Consider the following 22,595-nt stretch of genomic DNA (forward strand, 5'->3'; position numbering starts at 1 on the left):
CCTATACATGCGCCGGGCCGGACGCAATTCTTCTGCGCGCCCGGGGCTATTGTCTTTTGCAAAAGTGGCTGAGGCGACCTTATGAAAGATGCAGGCCCGTCAAACCCGGACCGGGGCTCATGGCGGGGGTGTTTCCAAAATCTTTTAGAAGATTAAGGATTATTGAAGTGCAGGGATATCCGTATTTTATAGTAGTCTAAAATATGGACATCTCTATCCCCAAGGCCTGTTCCCATCCTTCCGTCTTCCTGAATTCTGTCTGTCAGGTGCCTTCACCGGTGCCGCAGGGGAGGAAACGGGAGGAATGGCCGATGACAGGTCTGTGTATCAATAACGCCATGGTTTGGGACGGGCAGGCGGCAGAAAGCTATCTGGCCACGGTTGTCATATCCGGCAATCAAATCGAAAAAATCATTCCGGCGGGCGATCCACAGGGTGATCTGCCGTCAGACAGTATTGACGCCACCGGGATGAGCCTGATGCCCGGCCTGGTTGAGGGCCACTGCCATCCAAGTTTCACCGGGATCAACACGCCGGAAGAACTGGGCGTGGTTTGCCCTGAACGGCATATGCTGGAAACCGCCAGGAACCTGCGTCTTCTGCTGTCGCACGGTTTCACCTCGATTTTCGAGGCGGCATCGGCCAAGCCGATGATCGGTGTCACTGCGCGCGATGCGATCAATGAAGGCCTGCTGGATGGCCCGCGGATGCTGGCCGGCAGCCCTGAGATGACCACAACCGCCGGTCTGGGCGATGAACGCAAACGTCACCTTTATCAGGAAAGCTTCGGGTTGATCGCGGATGGGCCCGATGAATTTCGCCGGGTGTCCCGCGAATGTATCCGCGATGGTGTTGATGTTCTCAAGATCAACATCTCGGGGGATGAGTTTGTCAGCCATGCGCGCGCTGAAATCACCCCGACCGAAGAGGCTGAACTGGAGGCCGTGGTGAAGGTCGCGCATGCTTTCGGAAAGAAAGTGGCCGCCCATGCCCGGTCAAGCCAATCGGTCAAAATGGCGGTGAAAGCCGGTGTCGATTGCATCTATCACTGCGATTTCGCTGATGAAGAAGCGCTCGACATGCTGGAAGAGGCGAAAGACCGTATCTGGGTCGGCCCGGCTTTTGGTCTGGTCCATAACAGCACCAAAGAGGGCGAACCGGCGGGCATCACCAAAGAGATGGCCGAAGCGATGAACCTGTTCCGCAAATTCGAGGCGACCTGCGCCACCTATCACGAGATCCGCAAGCGCGGCATTCGCGTGGTGGTCGGCGGCGATTACGGGTTCGCGGTGACCCCGATGGGGCAGAACGCCCGCGATATCGAACATTTCGTCCGCTATTTCGGCTATTCGCCGGTTGAGGCGCTGCAATGCGCAACCGTGATCGGGCAAAGCCTGATGGGGCAGGGCGATGTGCTGGGGCAGGTCAGCGAAGGCTATCTGGCCGATCTGCTGCTGGTCCGGGGCGATGTCACCCAGGATGTCAGCCTTTTGCAGCATCAGGATAACCTGGCGATGATCATGAAGGATGGTGTTCTGTTCAAGGATCCGCGCGACGGCATCCATGCCGCAGGACTGATCCGCGCCGCGGAATAAGGCGCGCGCCCTCACCCAGCTACGATAATTCTCAATACGCAAGGGAGGAAACAATGCGTATCTTCAAAACGGCGGCTCTGGCCGTGACGGCAGGGCTTTGCACCGGTGCAGGCTTTGCCCAGGACACAACCGGATATGACGGGGTTCCGCGCACATTCCTGTGGAACCCGGGATCGGTCGAGATTTATGACGCATCGGAACATGCGCAGGACGGCCCCTATACAATCGGGTTTTCCAACGCCTCGATCTCGAACCCCTGGCGGGTTGCCATGCTGCACGGGATCGAAGCCGCCGCCGAACGCCATGCGGAGCAGCTGGAGCGGTTCATCATCACCGATGCGGGCGATGACCCGTCAACCCAGGCTGCGGATATTCAGGATCTGATTGCACAGGGTGTCGATATTCTTCTGGTCAGTCCGGTCACCGCCGAGGCGCTGGAACCGGCGATCCGCCGGGCCAGCCGGTCAGGCGTGCCGGTGGTTCTGGTGGACCGCGCGGTATCCTCCGACGAGAACTATATCACCTTTGTCACCGCATCCGATCAGGCGCTTGGCCGGATTTCCGCCCAATGGCTGGCCGAGACGCTGAATTTCGAAGGCGATGTGGTGATGCTGGGCGGTCTGGCCGGGGCCTCGCCCGCCGAAAACCGGATCGCGGCGGCGATGGAGGTGTTCAACCAGTATCCCGGCATCAATGTGCTTGATACGCAATACACATCCTGGTCGCCCGCCAATGGCCGGACCATCATGCAGGCGCTGATCCAGCGCCATGGCGATGCGATTGACGGGGTCTGGGCAGATTCCGGCCTGCAGGGCTCCGGCTCGATCGAGGCCTTTATCGGTGCGGGCTACGAAGATGGCCAGATCCCGCCCCATACGGGCGGCGATTTCAACGCCATGTATCAGTTGTCGGTACAGCATGACGTGCCGATGGTCGGGGTGGATTATCCGCCCGCCATGGGCGCGCGCGCCTTCGAGGTTCTGTTCGAGGTTCTGGAAGGGGCGGGCATTCCGCGCCGGATCGAGGTGAACCAGCAGGTTGTCGTGTCACGCGATCATGAAACGGCGTCGGTTCAGGCGGATGTCTATGTGGATGAATACGCGCTGATGGATGCACCGGGATCGGTGATCATGTCGAGCGGTGTTGGCCCGGATTACAACCCCGAGACCTTCTCGGCGGTCTATCCGCGCTAGGCCTGACAGTATCACGGGCAGGCTGCATCCTTTGTGGCCTGCCCGTATCTTCGAGGCGAGATCGGGGAGGCGATCATGACTCAACCCTTATTGGCCGCGCGCGGCCTGTCCAAGTCGTTCGGACCCAATGAGGTGCTGAAAAACCTGGATTTCGATGTAAATTCCGGGGCCTGCGTCGCCCTTTGCGGTGAAAATGGCGCCGGGAAATCCACCCTGATCAAGCTGCTGACCGGGCTCTATCAGCCAACGGCGGGCCATGTGGAATATCTGGGCGCGCCGGTTGCCTGGGCGGGGCCACGGGCCAGCCTGGAGGCGGGTATCGCGGTTGTCCATCAGGAGTTTTCGACCCTTGGCGCGTTAAGCGTGGCCGAGAATATCTTTCTGGGGTCCGAACCCCGCACCCGGTTTGGCCTGATCGACCGTCGCCGCCTGAATGCGCAGACACAAGGCCTGTTCGATGCGCTTGGCATTGCCCTGTCTCCGCGCATTCTGGTTGACACATTAAGCGTGGCTGACAAGCAGATGGTCGAAATTGCCAAAGCGCTCAGGTCGGATGCGCGGATTTTGATCCTTGATGAGCCGACAGCGGTGCTGTCGCAGAACGAGACCCGGCATCTGTTCAAGCTGATTGCAGAACTGCGCGCCAAGGGGATGGGCATTGTCTATGTGTCCCACCGGCTGGATGAGATTTTCGAGATCTGCACCGATATCACGGTGATCAAGGACGGGGTGGTGACCTCGAAAGGCCCGATATCCGATTTCAACCATGACAGTGTGGTGTCCGCCATGGTCGGGCGCGATCTGGGGGATATGTTTCCGGCCAAACCTGACCTGCAAAGCAATGCGGACCGGGTTCTGACGGTTGAGGATTTTGTCGTTCAGCCGGGCGGGCCATCGGTGTCCTTTCATGTCGATGCCGGAGAGATCGTTGGCCTTGGCGGGCTTGTCGGATCGGGCCGGACCGAACTGGCGCTGGCGCTTTACGGGGCCGAACCTGCCACCGGCCATGTGGAGGTGATGGGCGAACCGCTTCCCTACCGGAGCCCGGCCAGCGCGATCGAGGCGGGCATTCTGATGCTGACCGAAAGCCGCAAGGATGATGGTCTGTTTGCCGCAAGTTCCGTGGCGCGCAATTTCACCGCCACAACCCCGGGGCTGGGCGCCCATCACGCGCGGATCCCGCGCGGCCATGAAGAGGCGCGCGCCGGGGCCATGAAATCGCGGTTTGGCGTTGTGGTCGATCATGTGGGCCTGCCGATTTCGGCGCTCTCGGGCGGCAATCAGCAAAAGGTGCTGGTGGCCCGGCTGCTGGAAAACCGGCCCAAGGTTCTGATCCTGGATGAACCGACACGGGGTGTCGATGTGGGCGCCAAGGCCGAGATTTACCGCATTCTGCGCCGATTGGCCGAGGAAGGCGTGGCGATCCTCGTGATCTCGTCGGAACTGATCGAGATCGTTGGCCTGTGCGACCGGGTCTATGTGATGCGCGATGGCGAACTGGCCAGTGAACTGACCGGGGCAGAGATCACCGAGGAGGCGATCATCTCGATTGCCGCGATTGAAACAGCAACCCATCATGGAGTGCGCGCCGATGCATGACGTTCTTCGTATGACCCGCGCGCAGCCGGTGCATCTTGTGGTTCTGGCCCTGATTGCCATCGTGTTTGTCGTGGGGGTGGTCATCTCCGACCGGTTTGCCACGCCGCTGAATATCGCCAATATTCAGGATCAGATGGTGGTGCTGGCGATTGTCGCCCTGGCCCAGACCATCGTGATCCTGTCGGGCGGCATTGATCTCAGCTTTGCAGGGGCGCTTGGCCTTCTGGCCGTGGTGTTTGCGATGATCGCGGGGGACAATGCGGGCACATTCTGGCTGGCCGTGATCTGTGTTCTGGCGCTTGGGGCGGCGATTGGCCTGATCAACGGGGCGATCACAACCTATATCGGCATCCACCCGCTGATCGTGACCCTTGGCACCTCGACCATCATGGCCGGTGTGGCGCTTCTGGTGACCCGGCAGCCTGCCGGGTCGGTTCCGCTGTTTTTTGAAGATATCGTTTATGGCCGCGCCGGGCCTGTGCCCTATGGCATGATTTTCGTGCTGGTCCTGTATGTCCTGATCGGGGCCGCCCTGTGGAAAACCCGGACCGGCACACGGATCTATGCGGTGGGCGACAATGATCACGCTGCGGCCATTTCCGGCACACCGATCCATCAGACCCGGCTTTTTGTCTATGGTCTGTCCGGTGTGCTGGCCGCGATTGCCGCCATTTATATGACCGGCCGGTTCGGGGTCGGCGATCCGCGCGCCGGTGTCGGGTTCGATCTGCGGTCGATCACGCCGGTGATCGTGGGCGGCACCATGCTGGCAGGCGGGCGCGGCGGTGTTCTGGGAACCCTGCTGGCGGTGATCCTGCTGGCGGTTCTGGGCAATGTTCTGAACTTCATGAATGTGTCCAGCTACTACCAGTGGATTGTCGAGGGCCTGATCATTGTCGCGGCGGTTTCATTCTTTGCGGGGGCATCAAAATCATGACGACGGCCACCACCACACCCCCGGGCAAACCGGCGCGCAATCGCGGCACCGTGCGGGCGCGCCAGACCCGGGAACTCTGGATGCTTGCGGGGTTTCTGGTCCTGATCTGGGCGATAACCGCGCTGTTGTCGCCGCGGTTTCTGGCGCCCGCCAATCTGCGTGATATTCTGGTCACCGCCGCGCCCCTGGGCTTTGTCGCCATCGGTCAGATGATGGTGATCATCGTGCGCGGGCTGGATCTGTCGGTTGCCTCGATCATGGCGACGGTTGCCGTCATTGCCATTGGTCTGGGCGATAATGTGACAGTGATCCTGGCGGTCGGGCTGGTTCTGGGCACTCTGATCGGTGCGATCAACGGCTATCTGGTCGCGTTCCGCCGGGTGACGCCGTTTCTGGCGACGCTGGCGACGATGATCGTTCTGCAGGGGGTGCGCTTTGCCTATACCGGCGGCGCGCCCAGTGGCACTTTGCCCGAGACATTGCGCTGGCTGTCGACCGGCACGCTGGCGGGGTTTCCGGTTGCGGTGCTTTTGCTGCTGCTGGTGGGGTTCGGGGTGCACTGGTTGCTGGAATACACGGTTTTCGGGCGCCGGTTGAAGCTTTACGGCACCAACCCGGAGACCGCGCGGATGACCGGTGCGCCGGTGCGGTTTCTGGTTGTGGCGGCATTTGCCGCCTCGGGCATGCTGGCGGCGGTCGCGGGTCTTGTGCTGGTCGGCTATGTGGGGATTGTTGATAACTGGACAGGGCGCGGATATGAGCTGGACAGTATCGCCGCCGCCGTGATCGGGGGTGCGGCGCTGTCAGGGGGCAAGGGCAGCGTGCCCGGCGCGCTGCTGGCCACGCTTGTGCTGGTCTCGTTATTCAATATCGTTGTCATCCTCGGCCTCTCGGTTGAGTTGCAACTTGTTATAAAAGGATCGCTGATCATCCTGGCCGCCGCGGTGTATATGACCCGGAGGGCGCAATGACGGAACGGATCAATGAGCGGGCACAAAGGCTCAAACATCACCCGGATCGCAACGCTGCTGGAGGCGTTCGACGGCGCGAACACGCCGCTGCCGACGGGCGTACTGCTCAGCCGGGCGGGTCTGACACGGGCGACGGGTTTCGCATTGATCCGTGCGCTGGTTGCAAAGGGATGGCTTCTTCGTGCCGATCACGGGCTGCTGCAACTGGGCCCGGCGACCGCGCGCCTGATGTATAGCCCGCTGGAGCCTGCCCTGGCCCATGGCACCGCCGCGCCGCGCCTGATGGCGCAGCCCCAGGCACAGACCGGCCCGGTGCCCGAGGACATGCCCGGCGAGATGCCCGGGGATGACTGGCAGAGCGCGCTGACCGAAACGGTTGACACATCCGGGTTCATGCGGCCCGGGCCGGTGCGCATCGGGTTCTCAAACGCGTCCCTGTCGAACCCCTGGCGCGCGGCGCTGCTGGCCTCGATGCGCTATTCGCAGCGGCTGTATGCGGACCGGCTGGAAGAGGTGCTTATGCGCAGCGCCGATGATGACCCGGCCCTGCAATTGCAGCAGATCGACGAATTGGTATCCGCCGGGATCGACCTGCTGATCATCAGTTGCACCCATTCGGCGGCGCCTGCCATCAATGCACGCCTGCGGGCGCTGGCAGAGGCGGGCCTGCCCATCGTGGCGGTGGACCGCCGCCCCAGTGATGCGGCATGTCTGGTGTCTTTCGCCACCGCATCGGACCGTCGGATCGGTCGTATCTGCGCGCAATGGATGATTGAACGGCTGGGATTTTCCGGGCGTATCTGGATGTTGTCCGGTGTCGAAGGGGCCAGCCCTGCGATCCGCCGGCAGGCCGCCGCGCTGGCCAGTTTTGCGGCGCATCCGGGCATCACCGTGGAAACCGTGTCCTATACCGGCTGGACCGATGCGGGGGGGTATCGGGCGGTGGACCGTCTGCTGGCCCAGGGCAGCCCGCCGCCCGATGGTGTCTGGTGTGACAGCGGCCTTCAGGGGGTCGGGTCCCTGCAACGCTTTGTCGAGACGGGCGGGCCGCTGCCGATCCATACGGGCGGTGATCTGAACCGCATGTACAAACTGGCCCTGCATCACAAATTGCCGTTTGTGGCGGTGGATTATCCTGCCGCCATGGGCGGGCGGGCGATCGAGGTGGCGCTGGACATTCTGGCCGGGCGCCCGGTGCAGCGCCGGATCGAGGTTCCGGCCCCGGTCGTGCTGCCGCGCGGTCAGGAGACCCGCAATATCCGTGCCGATATCTGGGCCGAAACCCATGTGGGATGGGGCCTGCCGGATGATGCCATTCTGTCCCAGGGGCCCAGTGTGCGCGATCTGGCCTTCACAGCCGATGGGGGAGGGTCAGGTGACTGAGAGTTCTCCCTCCCATGCGCGGGCCGTGGCCCTGTTCGCGGCACTGACCGATGCGCCGGTTGATCAGCTTTGCGCGCAGCCATCGGCCGTGGCGCGGGCCAGCGGGCGCCCGGTCAGCACCGGGCGGCGCGCGGCTGCCGAGGCCGAAGCGGTGGGCCTGTTGCAGCGCGATATCGACATGACCTACCGGCGCGGCCCCCTGGCCTTGCGCATCGGCCTGTCGGCCATGGGGTTCGGCGATCTGGCCCGCATGGTCGACCCGATCCTGATAGAGCTGCGCCGCAGCCTGCAGGTGACCGCCTGTCTGGCGGTTGCAGAGGGGCGCGGTCTGCATATCGGTCCGTTCTCTCTGGGGCGTGGCCCGGCCTATATCCACCCGTCGCCGGACTATCTGATGGCGAGCCCGATTGATGGGGATGGCCCCGAAACCCTGCGTCTGTTCGAAGGGTCGGATCAGGGGCGCTCCAGCGCTATCCGGGCCCTTGTGATCGGGCATCATCCGGCCCGGCATTGCCTGCTGGCGGTGTTTCCGGGCGCCGACCCGGCGCTGCAATCTGCGGAAATCGACACAGCACTCCGCCGGGCCAGGGCGCGTCTGTCACAATCTGAAACGCCTGACATATGACAGACCCGGTTGCGCAGCCCGGGCCTGATCTGGACCGGCACTATAAATTCTCTGAAATTCTGCCGGATTTTGCCGCCTGGCTGGACCGGATGGCTTTTGACAGCAAAGGCATAGCTGACACGATCCCCTTGCAGCGACACCCCTATGGCCCAGACCCGCGCCAATGGGGTGAAACTGGCCCCGGATCGGGCCGGGGCGATCTGCTGCCGGTCTTTGTGCATGGCGGATATTGGCGGGCGCTGCGGGCCGAGGATCATCGTTTTGTCCTGCCCGCGCTTGGCGGTCTGGGCGGGCAGGTCGCCAATCTGGAATACCGGTTGATGCCCGCCACCCGGATGGAGGGGCTGGTGGCGGATATCTCTGCGGGTTTGCGCCTGATCATCCAGATGGAGCCTGCGGCGCGGATCGTGCCAGTCGGCCATTCCGCCGGGGCGCATCTGATCCTGCGCGCGCTTGCCCATCCCGATATCGCGGCACGGGTGGCGGGGGCGGTGTGCATCAGCGGTGTCTTTGACCTGCACCCGATCGCACGCTCGTTTCTGCAGGCGGATCTGGGGTTGAGCGCGGAGGAGATTGCCGCGCACAGCATCCCCTCTGCCCCGCCGGTTCCGGTGCTGTTTCTGGCAGGTGCTGAGGAAACCGCGGCATTCCGCGAAGGGGCGCAGCAGATGGCGGGCTCTGCGCCTCTGGCCCGTTCCGCCCTGGTATCAGAAGCGCATCACATGAATATTCTGCACCGGACCCTGACAGGCCCGGCCCCGCTGATCCCCGACATATGCCACTGGCTGACCACCGGACAGATGCCCGATATCGTGAAAGGACCCCCGCCATGACCCGAGAGTTCGACCTGCCGGAAGAGGGCAGTTTTGTCATGCGCATCTGGTCGCCAGACGCGACAGGGCCGATTGTGGCGCGGGTCGTGGGCGATAGGCTGGAAGATATCACCTCAATCCGCATCCCCACCATGCAGGCCCTCTTGGAGGCCGATGACCCCGCCGATCTGGCCTTCACAGCCCCCGGTGTGGCGGTCATGGATCTGGGCGATCTGGCCCGCAATGCGGTGGAACGGCCCGATCCCGCCAGACCCGTCCCGCTGGCGCCCTGTGACATCCAGGCGATCAAGGCCTGCGGGGTGACATTCGCGGCCTCCATGCTGGAACGGGTGATCGAGGAAAAGGCCATGGGCGATCCGTCCAGGGCCGATGACATGCGCCGCCAATGCACTGCGGTCATCGGCGACAGCCTGCAGGATATCCGGCCCGGATCAGACGCGGCCATGCAGTTGAAAGAAACGCTGATCGAACTTGGGGTCTGGTCGCAATATCTGGAAGTGGGCATCGGCCCGGATGCCGAGGTGTTTACCAAGGCACAACCGATGTCGGCGGTGGGCACCGGCGCGGCGGTTGGCCTGCACCCGGTCTCGACCTGGAACAACCCCGAACCCGAAATCGTGCTGGCGGTGGACAGCCGGGGCCGGATCAAGGGGGCCACGCTTGGCAATGACGTGAACCTGCGCGATGTGGAGGGCCGCTCGGCCCTGCTTCTGGGCAAAGCCAAGGATAACAACGCGGCCTGCGCCATCGGCCCGGCCCTGCGTTTGTTCGACACCGGATTTGGACTTGACGATATCCGCCGTATGGATATTGACCTGACAGTGACCGGACCCGAGGGGTTCACCCTGAACGGACACTCCTCTATGGCTGAAATCAGTCGTGACCCCGAAGATCTGGTGGCGCAGGTTCGCGGGCCGCATCATCAGTATCCCGATGGGGTGTTTCTGTTTCTGGGTACGCTGTTCGCGCCGACCGAAGACCGGGATATTCCGGGCAAGGGCTTTACCCATAAACTGGGCGATGTGGTGCGGATCCATACCGCGCTTCTGGGAAGCCTGCAAAACACCGTGCGCCTGTCGACCGAGGCGCCGGAATGGACATTTGGCACCGCCGCGCTGATGCGCAATCTGGCACAACGAAACCTTCTTTGAGGATCACAACGCATGCTGACAGGACAACATCTTATCGCCGGAGACTGGGTGGATGGACCGGGGCGGTTTCAAAACGCCCCGGTCAATGGCGCGGTGCAGGAATTTCATACCGGATCACGGGATCTGGTGGATCGCGCCTGTCAGGCAGCGGAGGCGGTGTTTGACAGCTATGCCGCAACCTCGCGCGCAGCCCGGGCCGATTTTCTGGATGCCATCGCTGATGAGATTGAACGGCGCGGCGCCGATCTGACGGCGATCGGGGCTGCGGAAACCGGGTTGCCCGAGGCCCGGCTTGAGGGGGAGCGTGGCCGCACAACCGGGCAATTGCGGCTGTTTGCCAGCCATATCCGGCAAGAAGCCTATCTTGATCTGCGCCACGATCCGGCCTTGCCCGACCGGGCCCCCTTGCCGCGCCCCGATCTGCGGATGATACAACTGCCGGTTGGTCCGGTGGCGGTTTTCGGCGCTTCGAACTTCCCGCTGGCGTTTTCGGTGGCGGGGGGCGATACGGCCTCGGCCCTGGCCGCAGGCTGCCCGGTGGTTGTCAAAGGCCATGAGGCCCATCCCGGCACCAGTGAGATCGTGGCCCAGGCGATACTGGCGGCGATCACCGCGCAGGGCATGCCGGCCGGCGTGTTCTCTCTGGTCCATGGCGGCAGTTTCGAGGTGGGGCAGGCGCTGGTACAGCATCCGCTGATCACCGCGGCGGGGTTTACCGGTTCGCTCAGGGGCGGGCGCGCCCTGTTCGATCTGTGCGCGGCACGGCCCGATCCCATTCCCTTCTTTGGAGAGCTTGGATCGGTCAACCCGATGTTTCTTCTGCCCGGGGCCGCAGGCGCGCGCGGGGCTGAGATCGGGGCCGGATGGGCGGGGTCGCTGAGCATGGGGGCCGGGCAGTTCTGTACCAATCCGGGCATTGCCATCGTGCAGCAAGACCAGGCCGGACCGTTTGTTGAGGCCGCCGCCGAAGGCCTGCGCGCAACCGCGCCGCAGACCATGCTGACCGGTGGCATCGCCGAGGCCTACAGGGCCGGCAAAACCCGGATGGCCGAAACCAGGGATGTGCAGGAACTGGTCAGCGCAGGCTGCGACCAAAGATCGGCGGAGCCCGCTTTGTACCTTACGGATGCGGAAAACTGGCTGGCCAATGCGGATCTGGCCGAGGAGATTTTCGGCCCGGTCGGTCTGGTCGTGACGGTGCGCGATATGGATCAGATGGCGGCCATCGCCCGATCCCTGTCGGGGCAACTGACCTGCACCCTGCATCTGGATGATGACGATCACGAGGCCGCCGCCGGATTGATGCCGGTGCTGACCCGCAAGGCGGGGCGTATCCTGACCAACGGGTTCCCCACAGGGGTGGAGGTCTGCGATGCGATGGTGCATGGCGGGCCCTATCCGGCCTCCACCAATTTCGGGGCCACCTCGGTCGGGACGATGGCGATCCGCCGGTTCCTGCGTCCGGTCTGCTTTCAGTCGATCCCAGGGGATTTGCTGCCCGCAGATTTGCGGGATTAGGCTGCGTCTGCATTTATCTGATCCATGTCATTACACATGACCCGGCGCCGGTTACGCCTGGTCGTCGCGGATTTGGCAGAGATTGATCACACCATCCGGGTGCAATTGGAAACCTGCACAGATCGGAAGCGTGCGCTGTACCTGATGCAGAGCATCAAGGGCATCGGTGCAGTCGCCGCCACGACGATCCTGATCGTCATTCTCGGGACATTTCGTGCCGAAATGCCCTGCCGATCAATGAGTGCCAGAGATCGGGCGTTTACGCAAAAAGGCTGTCGCCAGCCTGGCGGGCGTCGCCCTGATCACACGGCAGTCGGGCCGGTGGCGAGGCCAGTCCTTCATCCAGGGCGGAAGAAAACCTCTGCGTGACGCACTCTACATGCCTGCAATCGTCGCGACCCAATACGAACGCATGAAAGCTGCCGGAAAACCGCCGAAAGTGGTGCTGACAGCTATCATGCGCAAGCTCCTCATCCTCGCAAATACTCTCGTCAAAGAAGGCCGAGAATGGGTTGAAATCAGAGCTTGACCAAAAGGGATACTATAAGGCGTCAGCCCAAAACTCTGACCACATATGCATTGCGTGGAGGGCATCGCCCGCGCCGTGGGGGCGGTCCGGGCGGGAGCATGGTGCGGGGTGATTCAGGATTTCAGGCTGAAACTATAAGCCGCTCATGAAAAAGGGCGCCCGCTTGGGGCGCCCTGATCCGGGTCTCATACGAAGCTGGTTCAGCAGCTGTAATAGTTCAGATATTCCACCGGGTGCGGGGTGTGTTCGAACGCGTACACCTCTTCCCATTTCAGTTCCATATAGCCTTCGATCTGGTCCTTGGTGAACACGTCACCGGCCAGCAGGAAATCATGATCGGCTTCCAGACTGTCCAGCGCCTCGCGCAGCGAGGCACAGACCGTGGGGATGCCTGCCAGCTCTTCGGGGGGCAGATCATAAAGGTCTTTGTCAGACGGTTCACCGGGGTGGATTTTATTGGCAATCCCGTCAAGCCCGGCCATCAGAAGGGCGGCAAAGCACAGATAGGGGTTGGCGGACGGGTCGGGGAACCGCGCCTCGACCCGTTTGGCCTTGGGCGATTCCGTCCACGGAATGCGCACACAGCCCGAGCGGTTGCGCGCGGAATAGGCCCGCAGAACCGGCGCCTCAAACCCCGGGATCAGGCGCTTGTAGCTGTTGGTGGAGGGGTTGGTGAACGCGTTCAGGGTTTTGGCATGTTTCAGAACCCCGCCGATGAAATACAGCGCCTCATCGCTGAGATCGGCGTATTTATCGCCTGCAAACAACGGCTTGCCACCCTTCCAGATCGACATGTTCACATGCATGCCGGTGCCGTTATCACCGGCGATGGGTTTCGGCATGAAAGTGGCCGATTTGCCATAGGCATGGGCCACGTTGTGGATGATGTATTTGTATTTCTGAAGCTCATCGGCCTGTTTGGTCAGTGAGCTGAAAATCAGGCCAAGCTCATGCTGGCAGGAGGCAACCTCGTGGTGATGCTTGTCCACATCCATCCCGACGCGCTTCATCGTTGACAGCATTTCCGAACGCAGATCATGGCTGGCATCGGTGGGGTTCACCGGGAAATAGCCGCCCTTGACGCCGGGCCGATGGCCCATATTGCCCATCTCATATTCCGTATCGGTGTTCCAGGACGCATCCTGGGCATCCACCTCATAGGAGACCTTGTTCATCCCGACCGAGTAGCGCACATCGTCGAACAGGAAAAACTCCGCCTCGGGCCCGAAATAGGCCACATCACCAATGCCCGAGGATTTCAGATACGCCTCGGCCTTTTCCGCGGTTCCGCGCGGATCGCGTTCATAGCTTTCGCCGGTATCGGGTTCCAGAATGGAACAATGCACGCAAAGCGTTTTTTCCGCATAGAACGGATCAATATAGGCGCTTTCGGTGTCGGGCATCAGTTTCATGTCCGAGGCTTCGATGCCTTTCCAGCCGGCAATGGAGGAGCCGTCGAACATGAAGCCCTCTTCCAGAAAATCCTCATCAACCTGATCGGACATCACAGTCACATGCTGAAGCTTGCCGCGGGGATCCGTAAACCGGATATCGACATATTCGACATCCTCATCCTTGATCATTTTCAGAACGTTCTCGTTGCTCATCGTGACCTTCCTTAACGTTATGGGTCTGTTGCCGGGGCAGCAGCGCCCCGAAATTTACGAAATTCGTCCGGCGTCAGAGCGCGTCTTCGCCGGATTCTCCGGTGCGGATGCGGATCGCCTGTTCGAGGGGGGAAACAAAGATCTTGCCGTCGCCGATCTTGTCGGTCTTGGCGGCAGTGATGATCGCCTCGATCGCGGCATCCACCTGATCATCGGGCAGCGCGACCTCGATCTTCACCTTGGGCAGAAAATCCACCACATATTCAGCGCCGCGATACAGTTCCGTGTGACCTTTCTGGCGGCCGAACCCCTTGACCTCGGTCACGCTCAGCCCCTGAATCCCGATCTCCTGCAGGGCTTCTTTCACCTCGTCCAGTTTGAACGGTTTGATGATCGCCTCGATCTTTTTCATAACGCCCTTGCCTCCTCGATCTTGCATGCCCGCCCGTGACACCACTTTCGCTCAAAGGGGGCAATCGGGTAGCGTGACGCAGGGCTGTGCAGATTGGGGATTCCGGGCGTCGCGGTGAAGGATTGTGCGATGCGCCCCCTTTTTGTGCGATATTGAATCGGGAGAGGTGCCAGGTGGCAGAATTGCTGACAGCGGCCCGGATGCGGGCCATCGAACAGGACGCGATCAAGCGGGGCGATGTCACGGGGCTGGCCCTGATGGAACGTGCCGGGCAGGGCGTGGTTGAGGCAATTCTGGAGCAATGGCCCGCCTTCGCGCAGGGGCCGCAGCGGGCTGCGCTGCTGTGCGGGCCGGGCAATAATGGCGGTGACGGGTTTGTGGTGGCCCGGATGTTGAAGGCGCGGGGCTGGCGGGTGGCGTTGTTCCTCTATGGCGATCCGACAAAACTGCCGCCGGATGCAGGGCGCAATTATAAGCGCTGGATCAAACAGGGCGGGCAGGTTCATCCGGGTCTCCCGGCCCACCAGGCCCCGGATTTCCGCCTGCATTATGACCTTGTGATCGAGGCCTTGTTCGGCATCGGGTTGACCCGTCCCCTGCGCCATCCGTTTCCTGATATTATCTCGAATACCCGGCTGACGGATACTGCACCCGGCCCCGCCATTGTTTCGGTCGATATCCCGGCAGGTCTGGATGCGGATACCGGGCAGCCCCTGGGCGGTGAACATGCCTTTTCCGCCGATCTCACGGTCACGTTTCACGGGCTTAAGAAAGGCCATGTGATGGGCAGAGGCCCCTCATATTGCGGCAAGGTTGTTGTCAAAGACATCGGGCTGTGACCTTCTTCTTGTTCCAAATACGCCCGCCGGAGGCATGAATGTTTCGACACCCTCGTCAAATTACCGGTGGCCCGGCCATGGCAGAGGCTCTGCGCAAATCGCCGGAGGCTCATAAATACAGCCATGGCCATGCCATGATCCTGTCGGGCCCGATGGGTCGCAGCGGGGCCGCCCGGCTGGCCGCGCGCGGTGCCTTGCGGATCGGGGCAGGGCTGGTGACCGTGGCCGCGCCCGGATCGGCGATGATGGAATGCGCCACGCAACTGACCGCGATCATGCTCAGGAAAAGCGACGGGGCAGAAGGGCTTGCGGCGCTGCTGGACGACACGCGGATCAACGCAATATGCTTGGGCCCCGGGATCGGCGTGGGAGAGAGGACGCAGGCGCTGGTCAGGGCCGCCCTGGGGCAGGGGGTCTCACCCTCTTACCCGGCCCGGTCCGTGGTGCTGGACGCCGATGCCCTGACCTCCTTTGAAAACGATCCGCAGACCTTGTTCGCATTGCTGCATGCGAGGGTCGTGCTGACACCCCATGCGGGGGAATTTGCCCGCCTGTTCCCGGATATTGCGGCAAAAACAGCCGCCGCGCCGGAAACCGGTCCGGGTTCCTCAAGGGATGAGGCCTGCCGTGAGGCGGCGGCGCGGGCGGGATGTGTGGTGCTGCTCAAAGGCGCGGACACCGTCATCGCGGCCCCAGACGGGCGGTGCGCGGTCAATTCAGGCACCGCGCCCTGGCTGGCGACGGCCGGATCGGGCGATGTTCTGGCCGGAATGATCTGCGGGCTTCTGGCGCGGGGCTTTGCCCCTATGGAAGCCGCCGAGACCGGCGCATGGCTGCATATGCGCTGCGCCAGCATGTTCGGCCCGGGCCTGATTGCCGAGGACCTGCCCGAGATGCTGCCGAAGGTGCTGCGCCTGCTTGAAACCGGTAACCTCCCCCAGACCGGATGAAGCTGTATTGGGGCAGGTGAAAACCGGGGTGCTGCGCTTTAGGCGTTGGTCAGTTCCGGTGCGGCAGAGATGATGTGATCGGCCAGAATGGACGGGTCAGTGTCGATCTGGTCCCAGTCGCGGGTATAGGCGAAATGGACCGGTTCATCCTCCATCCACAGGGCATGGGTCAGCCCGTGGATCAGCGGCGGCAGGCCATAGCGCAGCCCTGACAGCGACCCGCCGGAATGGGCGTTTGTCACCGTCGCGCCGTAGTTGAAGCAATAGATGTTGTTGAGAACCGGCGTCTTGCCCGGGTCCCGCTCTTTAAAGCGCAGATCGCGGGTCAGATAGGGATAGCTCATCAACCAGGTATCTGTGGCCTCGGCAGGCGACTCATGTACGTCGCGCCACAACAGGATGTTATCGGCAAAGGGCCGCAATTCAGGCCGGTTGCGGGCGTCGACGGAAAAGCCGCAGCCGATGAACAGGTGATCAAAGACCGCCCTGGTCCCGTCGCTTGCCGTCACTTCGACGCGTTCATCATCGGTGATGCGCGTGTCGGTCCAGGTCGCGCCCTGATGCAGGGCGAAGTTGGGGAATTGCGCACAACGGTCAACACCGTCCTGGGTGGGCGGTTGGCCAAAGGTGAAGATTTTCTGAATCCAGCGCCATTTCTCGGCATCGGTCATCGAGGCGAAATGCCTGAGATAGCCGGATTTTTCCAGATACCGGAACGCGTTGGATTGCAACACACCGGCACGACGCATGTAGATGGTCACCCCTGCCGCGCCAAGTTCCAGCAGGTCGGCGGCGCGGTCCCAGCCGGTGGCACCGGCGCCCAGAACTGCGACGGTTTGTCCCTTCCAGTCCAGGCTGTCCACATCGTCGGTGCACAAGGTATAGGCGCTTTGCGGAACGTTTTCGCGGATGAAGGACGGCACGCGCCAGTTTCCCATGCCCTCAATCCCCGTGGCCAGCACGACCTTGCGGCTCAGAACGCTTTCGCCCGAGGTCAGGGTGACACGTACAAACTCGCCTTCCTGCGCGAAGCCCGCAACCTCGGCATCATTGCGCACGGGCAGGTTCAGCGCCGCGCGGAACCAGTCAAGATAGCTCTGCCACAGCTGGCGGGGCCATTTGTCGAGCGCGTCCCAGCCTTCGGGCCCATAGACCGCCTCGAACCAGCTGCGCCCGGCAAGCGAAGGCATGCCCAGTTCGGGCCCGCCGACATGTTTGGGGGACCGCAGGGTCCACATGCGCGAATAGGTCATCCAGGGCCCTTCACGCCCTGCGGGAGCACGATCAAGTATCAGGAAATTATCGACCTTTTCCTGCAACAGCCCATGGCCCACCGACAGGCCGCATTGCCCGCCACCCACGATGACAACATCATACACATGTTCGCCCGTGGAAGAGGTGCGGGGAAAGACCCATTTGTCTTTTGGATACAGCAATATGTCGAGGTCATGATGCACCCGGTCGGTCAGGCAGGAAAGCCGGGCCTCGGCATCGGGCAGAACAGTCTGGCAGAAAGGCGGTTTCAGGCCGGTGCGCAGATCATCATGCTCAATGGCCGTCAGATTGGTCAGATGATCGCGCATCCCTTCGAAACTCAGGGGCCGCACCTTCCAGCCACTTTCCAAAACCCGCTCATTTTCCGTCATTTCAGCCTCATCTGCCTGTTTGTCATGCACTGTTCCTCCGCCGGGGACTAAAAGATGTTCTCATAAGTATGTCAATGTTGATGATCTCTGATATATCAGTAGTAATCTCATTATCGGTTGCCGTGACATGATTCGCTTCGAACATATGCGGACGGTGGGCCGTGACGCGAACCAACAGGGGATAAAAAATGTCGAATACTTCGAAATTCAGTCGCCGCACGATTCTGAAATCCGGCGTTGGCAGTGCTGCTGCCACCATGCTGCTGACACAACGTATCTGGGCGCAGGAGGGGGATATCAAAATCGCCCTGGCCGCGCCGATGACCGGGGATTCAGCCTCGTTCGGTCTGAACGCGCAACGCGGTGCCGATGCCGCGATCAAGGTGATCGAGGCCACGGGCGGCATTGGCGGGCGCGCCATTACCTATGACGTCTTCGACGATATGGGCCAGCCGCGCGAGGCGGCCTCGGTCGCGCGCCGGATTGTGGATTCGGGCGAATACGTGGCTGTTGTCGGTCATGTGAATTCTTCCTGCACCCTGGCGGCCATGCCGATCTATGCCGAGGCCGGAATTCCCGTATTATGCGGCTCATCCTCGAACTCGCAGGTCACGGAAAACGGGTGGGAGAATATCATCCGCATGACGATCCGTGGCGATTACGGGGCGCAACAATATTCGGCCTATGCGGTCAACAATCTGGGCAAGCGGAACCTGGCCATTCTGTTCGCCAACGATGATTACGGCCGCGGTTTGCGCGACGAGATGGTCATCGCTGCCGAGGCGCTGGATGCCAATATCGTGGCCGAGGGTGGGTTTACCCCGAATGTAGACCGGGATTTTTCCTCCATTATCAGCACGTTCAAGGCGGCGGGCGCGGATGTGTTCATGCTCAACTGCAACTATACCGAGGGCGGTCTGTTCATGGGGCAGGCCCAGGCGCAGGGCGTGACGGATATCCCCGTCGTGGGCCCGGATTCGCTGCTCTATAACGAGTTCATCGAGTTGAGCCAAGGTGCAGCCGAAGGGGCCAGCATTCTGGCGGCCTATGATCCCTATGCGGAGAACGAGACCACGCAGGCCTTCATGTCCCAGTTTGCCGAGGATTATGATGCGCTGCCCAGCCAGGTTGCCGTGTTCACCAGCGATCTGCTTTTGCTGATGCAGGCGCTGATGGGCGAGGACAGCACAGCCGAAACCCTGATCGCGGACGCCAAGGCCAGCACGTTCGAGGGGGCGGGCGGCACCTATAACTGGGATGCCAAGGGCGATGTGATGAACCGCACCTTCGCGGTGATCACCGTGGAGGATGGCAGTTTCAGATCAACCGGTGAAAGCGTGGATGAAACCGGGCTGGATGTGCTGCGCTGATCCGCGCGACACGCTAAGACAGTTGCAGGGGGCGGCACATGCGCCCCCTGCCTTTACCGCCCGGAGACCGCCCCTTGGATTATTATCTTGAACAATTGTCGAACGGCATCGCGGTGGGCGCCATCTATGCCCTGATCGCGCTGGGCTACAGCATGGTCTATTCGATCCTGAATCTGATCAATTTCGCCCATGGCTATGTGATCATGGTCGGCTCTTTCGTGGCGCTGAGCCTGATCGAGGCCGGGTTGCCGCCGCTGCTGGCAATCTTTCTGGCCTGTTGTTCCGGTGCTGTGATCGCCATGGCGGTTGAACGCATCGCCTATCGTCCGGTCCGGCATGCCAACCGCATCGTTCCGATGATCAGCGCCCTTGGCGCGGGCCTTGTTCTGGCGGCGGCGGCGCAATTGATCTGGGGCCCCGAAGTGCGCTCCTTCCCGCAGCTTATCCCCCGCTTTCCGGTCGAGATCGGGGGTATCACCCTGTCATCGCAATCCCTGATCATTCTTGCGATCTCGCTGGTGCTGGTCATCGGGGCGTCATTCTTTCTGCATAAGACCAAGTTCGGGATTGCCGCCCAATGTGTCTGCCAGGATCTGCCCACGGCGCAGTTGATGGGCATTCCGGTCAATGGTGTGATCGTGGCGATCTATGCGCTTGGCGGGTTTCTGGGTGTCGCGGGTTCGGTCCTCTTTGCGATGTATTTCAATGCGGTCTTCCTGCAGATGGGGCTGATGGCGACCACCAAGGCCTGGGCTGCGGCCATGCTGGGCGGTATCGGCAGTTTTCAGGGCGCGTTCTGGGGGGCATCCTGCTGGGCCTGGCTGAAACCCTTGCGGTGATGACCGCAGGCTCGGCCTATCGGGACGGTGTCAGCCTTGCCATCATCGTGGCGGTCCTGCTGTTCCGGCCCAACGGGCTGTTCGGCGTGGCCTCGGCGGAAAGATCCTGAGATGATGGCGATCCTGACCCCCGCGCAGGGCCCGGCCTGGCGCCGGTTTGCACCGCTGCTCTTCATTGCTGCGATGGCAATTCTGCCCTTCGTGCTGCCGGGCCGGTTCTGGCTGCATATTTTCAGCCTGACAATGATCTATGCAATCTTCGTTCTGGGCCAGAACGTGATCACCGGCTGGGCCGGGATGCTGACCCTGGGGCAGGCGGCATTTGCGGGTACGGGCGCCTATGTCTCGGTGATCCTGACGATGCAGTTCGGCGTGCCCTGGCTGCTGGCATTCCTGATTGCGGGTGGTGCCTCTGCCGGGGCGGGGGCATTGCTGGCGCTGCCCTGTCTCAGGGTCAAGTCGGATTTCCTGTCGCTGGTGACCATCGCCTTCAATCAGATATTCTTTGTGGTTGCCAATAACTGGATGGATGTCACGCGCGGCCCGATGGGCATCCCCGCCGTGCCCGCGATGAATGTTCTGGGCTGGCGCGCCGACCGCCCGGCAGAGCAGTTCTGGCTGATCCTCGGGGTGTGTGTGATCCTTTATGCAATGATCTCCCGGCTGATGCGCGGGCAGTTGGGCCGCACCCTCAAGATGGTCCGCGATGATGAGGTTGCCGCAGGCGCCCTGGGGGTCAATGTGACCGGGGCCAAGGTGCTGGCCTTCGCCATCGGCTGCGGTCTCTGCGGTCTGGGTGGCAGCATCTATGGCCATTACATGCGTTTCATCTCACCCGACATGTTCAAGCTGGAGGAGTCGCTGATCATCATGCAGATGGCGATCCTGGGCGGTCTGGCCAGCGCGCCGGGCGCGGCACTGGGCGCGTTCCTGATGATCATGATCCCCGAGGCCTTGCGGTCATCTGAACCCTGGCTGATCACCATCCGGCCCGGCGTGGCCGGTGCGACGCTGGTTCTGCTGATGATTCTGCGGCCCCATGGCCTGCTGGGGATGGGGGAAATGCCGCGCAGCATCCAACGGCTGATCGACAGGGCCATGGGCCGGGAGCGGGACATGCGATGACCCTGCTCAGCTGTCAGGATATCTCAAAGGCTTATGTCGGGGTTCAGGCCCTGTCAGAGGTGTCTTTCGACGTGGCCGCAGGTGACACATTGGGCATCATCGGACCCAACGGATCGGGCAAGACGACGCTGTTCAACGTGATTTCGGGGCTGGAACGCCCGGATGCGGGGCAGGTGATGCTGGAGGCGCGCGCGATCACCGGAGAGAGACCGCACCGGATCGTCAATCACGGGCTGGTGCGGACCTTCCAGAACCTGCGCCTGTTCACCGGCATGACCGCGCTTGAGAATGTGATCTGCGGCGGCCACCGCAATGCCGAACGGGGGCTTATGGGGCAGATTTTGCAGACCGGGGCGGTGCGGCGGAGCGAGGCAGAGGCCCGCGACCGGGCCCGTGCCTGTCTGGCCGAAGTGGGGCTGGAAGGGTATGAGGGCGCGCGGGCGGCGGCGCTGTCCTATGGCCAGACCAAGCGGCTGGAACTGGCCCGTGCGCTCAACGCCGAACCGTGTATCCTGCTGCTGGACGAACCCACGGCCGGTATGAACGATGTGCAGGCCGATGAAATTCTGACGCTGGTGCAATCCATGCGCGACCGCCATGACCTGACCCTGATCGTGATCGAACATAATGTGCCGATCCTGTCGCGTTTCGTAGACCGGATGGTTGTGCTGGAGGCCGGTCGCAAGCTGGTCGAGGGCACGCCGTCAGAGGTTGTCAGCGATACGCGGGTGATCGAGGCCTATCTGGGAACGGGGGCCGCATGACACTTGAGATGTGCAATGTGACGGCGGGCTATGGCAGCCGGATGATCCTCAACGATCTCAGCCTGACCGTCACACCGGGCGAACGCATCGCCCTGATCGGTCATAACGGCGCTGGCAAAAGCACGATCCTGAAAGCGATCACCGGAGAGATCCGGCCCAGAAAGGGCGAGGTGCGGATCAATGGTGAACGGCTTGACCGGATCGCGCCGGAACACCGGGTACGGCGCGGTGTGGCGCAGGTGCCCGCTGGCCGCCATGTCTTTCCGCAATTGAGCGTGGAGAAGAATTTGCGTGTCGGGGCCTATACGCGCTCGGACCGCGAAGGTATCGACGCGGATATGGCGCTTTATTTCGACAAGTTCCCGGTTCTCAGACAAAAGGCGCGACGGCAGGCCGGCACATTGTCGGGGGGGAGCAGCAACAACTTGCCATCGCCCGCGCCCTGATGGCCCGGCCGCGTCTTTTGCTGGTGGATGAGCCGTCTCTGGGCCTGTCGCCCCTGATGGTGGAGGAGGTGTTTACCTATCTGGGGGGCCTGTCAGACAGCAAGGTGTCAATCATTCTGGCCGAGCAGAATGTGCGCATGGCCCTGAAGATCACCGATCGCGCCATTGTCCTGTCACAGGGCGCGGTCCAAACTGAAATGGGGGCGGCGGATCTGATGAATGATACCTCGTTCCGGCAGAAATATCTGGGAGGCTGAACCATT

21 protein-coding genes and 1 pseudogene are annotated in these 22,595 nt (G+C 62.1%); 19 read left to right on the forward strand and 3 right to left on the reverse strand.

Annotated features, from left to right (window positions below):
* Positions 1-311 precede the first annotated feature (311 nt).
* The 11 genes from E2K80_RS04320 to E2K80_RS04370 all read left to right on the forward strand — a co-directional run bounded on the left by E2K80_RS04320 (position 312) and on the right by E2K80_RS04370 (position 12,334).
* Positions 312-1,595: a metal-dependent hydrolase family protein gene (locus E2K80_RS04320; protein ID WP_135373114.1), complete on the forward strand. Its 1,284-nt coding sequence runs from the start codon at positions 312-314 to the stop codon at positions 1,593-1,595.
* Positions 1,596-1,648: 53 nt separating this feature from the next.
* Positions 1,649-2,788 carry a substrate-binding domain-containing protein gene (locus tag E2K80_RS04325; RefSeq protein WP_135373116.1) on the forward strand — a complete coding sequence of 380 codons (1,140 nt, stop codon included), beginning with the start codon at positions 1,649-1,651 and terminating at the stop codon, positions 2,786-2,788.
* 75 nt (positions 2,789-2,863) lie between these two features.
* Entirely contained in the window at positions 2,864-4,387 is a 1,524-nt protein-coding gene (locus E2K80_RS04330) for a sugar ABC transporter ATP-binding protein (RefSeq protein ID WP_135373118.1), read from the forward strand.
* The gene (locus tag E2K80_RS04335) at positions 4,380-5,324 is read left to right on the forward strand and encodes an ABC transporter permease (RefSeq protein WP_168193096.1); all 945 of its coding nucleotides are present in this window, start codon (positions 4,380-4,382) and stop codon (positions 5,322-5,324) included. The genes E2K80_RS04330 and E2K80_RS04335 overlap by 8 nt, the downstream gene beginning before the upstream one ends.
* On the forward strand, positions 5,321-6,295 hold the full coding sequence (locus E2K80_RS04340; protein WP_135373122.1) for an ABC transporter permease: 975 nt from the start codon (positions 5,321-5,323) through the stop codon (positions 6,293-6,295). The genes E2K80_RS04335 and E2K80_RS04340 overlap by 4 nt, the downstream gene beginning before the upstream one ends.
* 12 nt (positions 6,296-6,307) lie before the next feature.
* Positions 6,308-7,678, forward strand: coding sequence for a substrate-binding domain-containing protein (locus E2K80_RS04345; RefSeq protein ID WP_135373124.1), 1,371 nt, complete (start codon positions 6,308-6,310; stop codon positions 7,676-7,678).
* Positions 7,671-8,303: a hypothetical protein gene (locus tag E2K80_RS04350; RefSeq protein WP_135373126.1), complete on the forward strand. Its 633-nt coding sequence runs from the start codon at positions 7,671-7,673 to the stop codon at positions 8,301-8,303. The genes E2K80_RS04345 and E2K80_RS04350 overlap by 8 nt, the downstream gene beginning before the upstream one ends.
* Positions 8,300-9,136, forward strand: coding sequence for an alpha/beta hydrolase (locus tag E2K80_RS04355; protein WP_135373128.1), 837 nt, complete (start codon positions 8,300-8,302; stop codon positions 9,134-9,136). The genes E2K80_RS04350 and E2K80_RS04355 overlap by 4 nt, the downstream gene beginning before the upstream one ends.
* Positions 9,133-10,287, forward strand: a complete 1,155-nt coding sequence (locus E2K80_RS04360; RefSeq protein WP_135373130.1) for a fumarylacetoacetate hydrolase family protein — start codon at positions 9,133-9,135, stop codon at positions 10,285-10,287. The genes E2K80_RS04355 and E2K80_RS04360 overlap by 4 nt, the downstream gene beginning before the upstream one ends.
* A gap of 12 nt (positions 10,288-10,299) precedes the next feature.
* Positions 10,300-11,805, forward strand: a complete 1,506-nt coding sequence (locus tag E2K80_RS04365; protein ID WP_135373132.1) for an aldehyde dehydrogenase (NADP(+)) — start codon at positions 10,300-10,302, stop codon at positions 11,803-11,805.
* A gap of 241 nt (positions 11,806-12,046) precedes the next feature.
* Positions 12,047-12,334, forward strand: a complete 288-nt coding sequence (locus tag E2K80_RS04370; RefSeq protein WP_135373134.1) for a transposase — start codon at positions 12,047-12,049, stop codon at positions 12,332-12,334.
* Between the two features lie 200 nt (positions 12,335-12,534).
* On the opposite strand, the gene glnA is transcribed toward E2K80_RS04370, so the two are convergent.
* Positions 12,535-13,941 (reverse strand): type I glutamate--ammonia ligase, encoded by a 1,407-nt coding sequence (gene glnA / locus E2K80_RS04375; RefSeq protein WP_135373136.1) that lies wholly within the window; start codon positions 13,939-13,941, stop codon positions 12,535-12,537.
* A 73-nt stretch (positions 13,942-14,014) separates the two neighbouring features.
* Positions 14,015-14,353 (reverse strand): P-II family nitrogen regulator, encoded by a 339-nt coding sequence (locus E2K80_RS04380; protein ID WP_135373138.1) that lies wholly within the window; start codon positions 14,351-14,353, stop codon positions 14,015-14,017.
* Between the two features lie 173 nt (positions 14,354-14,526).
* Here E2K80_RS04380 and E2K80_RS19905 point away from each other — a divergent pair, with 173 nt between their 5' ends.
* Positions 14,527-15,192, forward strand: coding sequence for an NAD(P)H-hydrate epimerase (locus tag E2K80_RS19905; protein ID WP_135373140.1), 666 nt, complete (start codon positions 14,527-14,529; stop codon positions 15,190-15,192).
* Between the two features lie 77 nt (positions 15,193-15,269).
* The gene (locus tag E2K80_RS19910) at positions 15,270-16,142 is read left to right on the forward strand and encodes an NAD(P)H-hydrate dehydratase (protein ID WP_338014577.1); all 873 of its coding nucleotides are present in this window, start codon (positions 15,270-15,272) and stop codon (positions 16,140-16,142) included.
* 38 nt (positions 16,143-16,180) lie between these two features.
* Here the strand turns inward: E2K80_RS19910 and E2K80_RS04395 are convergent, their stop codons facing one another.
* Positions 16,181-17,818, reverse strand: coding sequence for an NAD(P)-binding domain-containing protein (locus E2K80_RS04395; RefSeq protein WP_135373144.1), 1,638 nt, complete (start codon positions 17,816-17,818; stop codon positions 16,181-16,183).
* A 158-nt stretch (positions 17,819-17,976) separates the two neighbouring features.
* Between E2K80_RS04395 and E2K80_RS04400 the strand changes: the two genes are divergently transcribed.
* From E2K80_RS04400 to E2K80_RS19450, 6 genes and pseudogenes are all read left to right on the forward strand, one after another.
* A complete protein-coding gene (locus E2K80_RS04400) occupies positions 17,977-19,158 on the forward strand; it encodes an ABC transporter substrate-binding protein (RefSeq protein WP_135373146.1) in 1,182 nt (393 codons plus the stop codon).
* A 74-nt stretch (positions 19,159-19,232) separates the two neighbouring features.
* Positions 19,233-19,997, forward strand: coding sequence for a branched-chain amino acid ABC transporter permease (locus E2K80_RS04405; protein WP_168193097.1), 765 nt, complete (start codon positions 19,233-19,235; stop codon positions 19,995-19,997).
* 111 nt (positions 19,998-20,108) lie between these two features.
* Positions 20,109-21,122 (forward strand): branched-chain amino acid ABC transporter permease, encoded by a 1,014-nt coding sequence (locus tag E2K80_RS04410; protein WP_135373150.1) that lies wholly within the window; start codon positions 20,109-20,111, stop codon positions 21,120-21,122.
* Positions 21,119-21,886 carry an ABC transporter ATP-binding protein gene (locus E2K80_RS04415; protein WP_135373152.1) on the forward strand — a complete coding sequence of 256 codons (768 nt, stop codon included), beginning with the start codon at positions 21,119-21,121 and terminating at the stop codon, positions 21,884-21,886. The genes E2K80_RS04410 and E2K80_RS04415 overlap by 4 nt, the downstream gene beginning before the upstream one ends.
* A gap of 41 nt (positions 21,887-21,927) precedes the next feature.
* Positions 21,928-22,310 (forward strand): annotated as a pseudogene (locus E2K80_RS19445) (ATP-binding cassette domain-containing protein); the annotation flags it as partial.
* Between the two features lie 21 nt (positions 22,311-22,331).
* Positions 22,332-22,589 (forward strand): hypothetical protein, encoded by a 258-nt coding sequence (locus tag E2K80_RS19450; RefSeq protein ID WP_238475656.1) that lies wholly within the window; start codon positions 22,332-22,334, stop codon positions 22,587-22,589.
* Positions 22,590-22,595 lie beyond the last annotated feature (6 nt).

It is taken from the genome of Rhodophyticola sp. CCM32, from assembly GCF_004751985.1.
Classification (GTDB): Bacteria; Pseudomonadota; Alphaproteobacteria; order Rhodobacterales; family Rhodobacteraceae; genus Rhodophyticola.

Coding starts and splice junctions, on each gene's coding strand:
- E2K80_RS19450 (WP_238475656.1), top strand. CDS start 22,332: ATGGCCCGGCCGCGTCTTTTGCTGGTGGATGAGCCGTCTCTGGGCCTG.
- E2K80_RS04410 (WP_135373150.1), top strand. CDS start 20,109: ATGATGGCGATCCTGACCCCCGCGCAGGGCCCGGCCTGGCGCCGGTTT.
- E2K80_RS04320 (WP_135373114.1), top strand. CDS start 312: ATGACAGGTCTGTGTATCAATAACGCCATGGTTTGGGACGGGCAGGCG.
- E2K80_RS19910 (WP_338014577.1), top strand. CDS start 15,270: ATGGCAGAGGCTCTGCGCAAATCGCCGGAGGCTCATAAATACAGCCAT.
- E2K80_RS04365 (WP_135373132.1), top strand. CDS start 10,300: ATGCTGACAGGACAACATCTTATCGCCGGAGACTGGGTGGATGGACCG.
- E2K80_RS04325 (WP_135373116.1), top strand. CDS start 1,649: ATGCGTATCTTCAAAACGGCGGCTCTGGCCGTGACGGCAGGGCTTTGC.
- E2K80_RS04335 (WP_168193096.1), top strand. CDS start 4,380: ATGCATGACGTTCTTCGTATGACCCGCGCGCAGCCGGTGCATCTTGTG.
- E2K80_RS04400 (WP_135373146.1), top strand. CDS start 17,977: ATGTCGAATACTTCGAAATTCAGTCGCCGCACGATTCTGAAATCCGGC.
- E2K80_RS04360 (WP_135373130.1), top strand. CDS start 9,133: ATGACCCGAGAGTTCGACCTGCCGGAAGAGGGCAGTTTTGTCATGCGC.
- E2K80_RS04415 (WP_135373152.1), top strand. CDS start 21,119: ATGACCCTGCTCAGCTGTCAGGATATCTCAAAGGCTTATGTCGGGGTT.
- E2K80_RS04380 (WP_135373138.1), bottom strand. CDS start 14,353: ATGAAAAAGATCGAGGCGATCATCAAACCGTTCAAACTGGACGAGGTG.
- E2K80_RS04340 (WP_135373122.1), top strand. CDS start 5,321: ATGACGACGGCCACCACCACACCCCCGGGCAAACCGGCGCGCAATCGC.
- E2K80_RS04345 (WP_135373124.1), top strand. CDS start 6,308: ATGAGCGGGCACAAAGGCTCAAACATCACCCGGATCGCAACGCTGCTG.
- glnA (WP_135373136.1), bottom strand. CDS start 13,941: ATGAGCAACGAGAACGTTCTGAAAATGATCAAGGATGAGGATGTCGAA.
- E2K80_RS04330 (WP_135373118.1), top strand. CDS start 2,864: ATGACTCAACCCTTATTGGCCGCGCGCGGCCTGTCCAAGTCGTTCGGA.
- E2K80_RS04355 (WP_135373128.1), top strand. CDS start 8,300: ATGACAGACCCGGTTGCGCAGCCCGGGCCTGATCTGGACCGGCACTAT.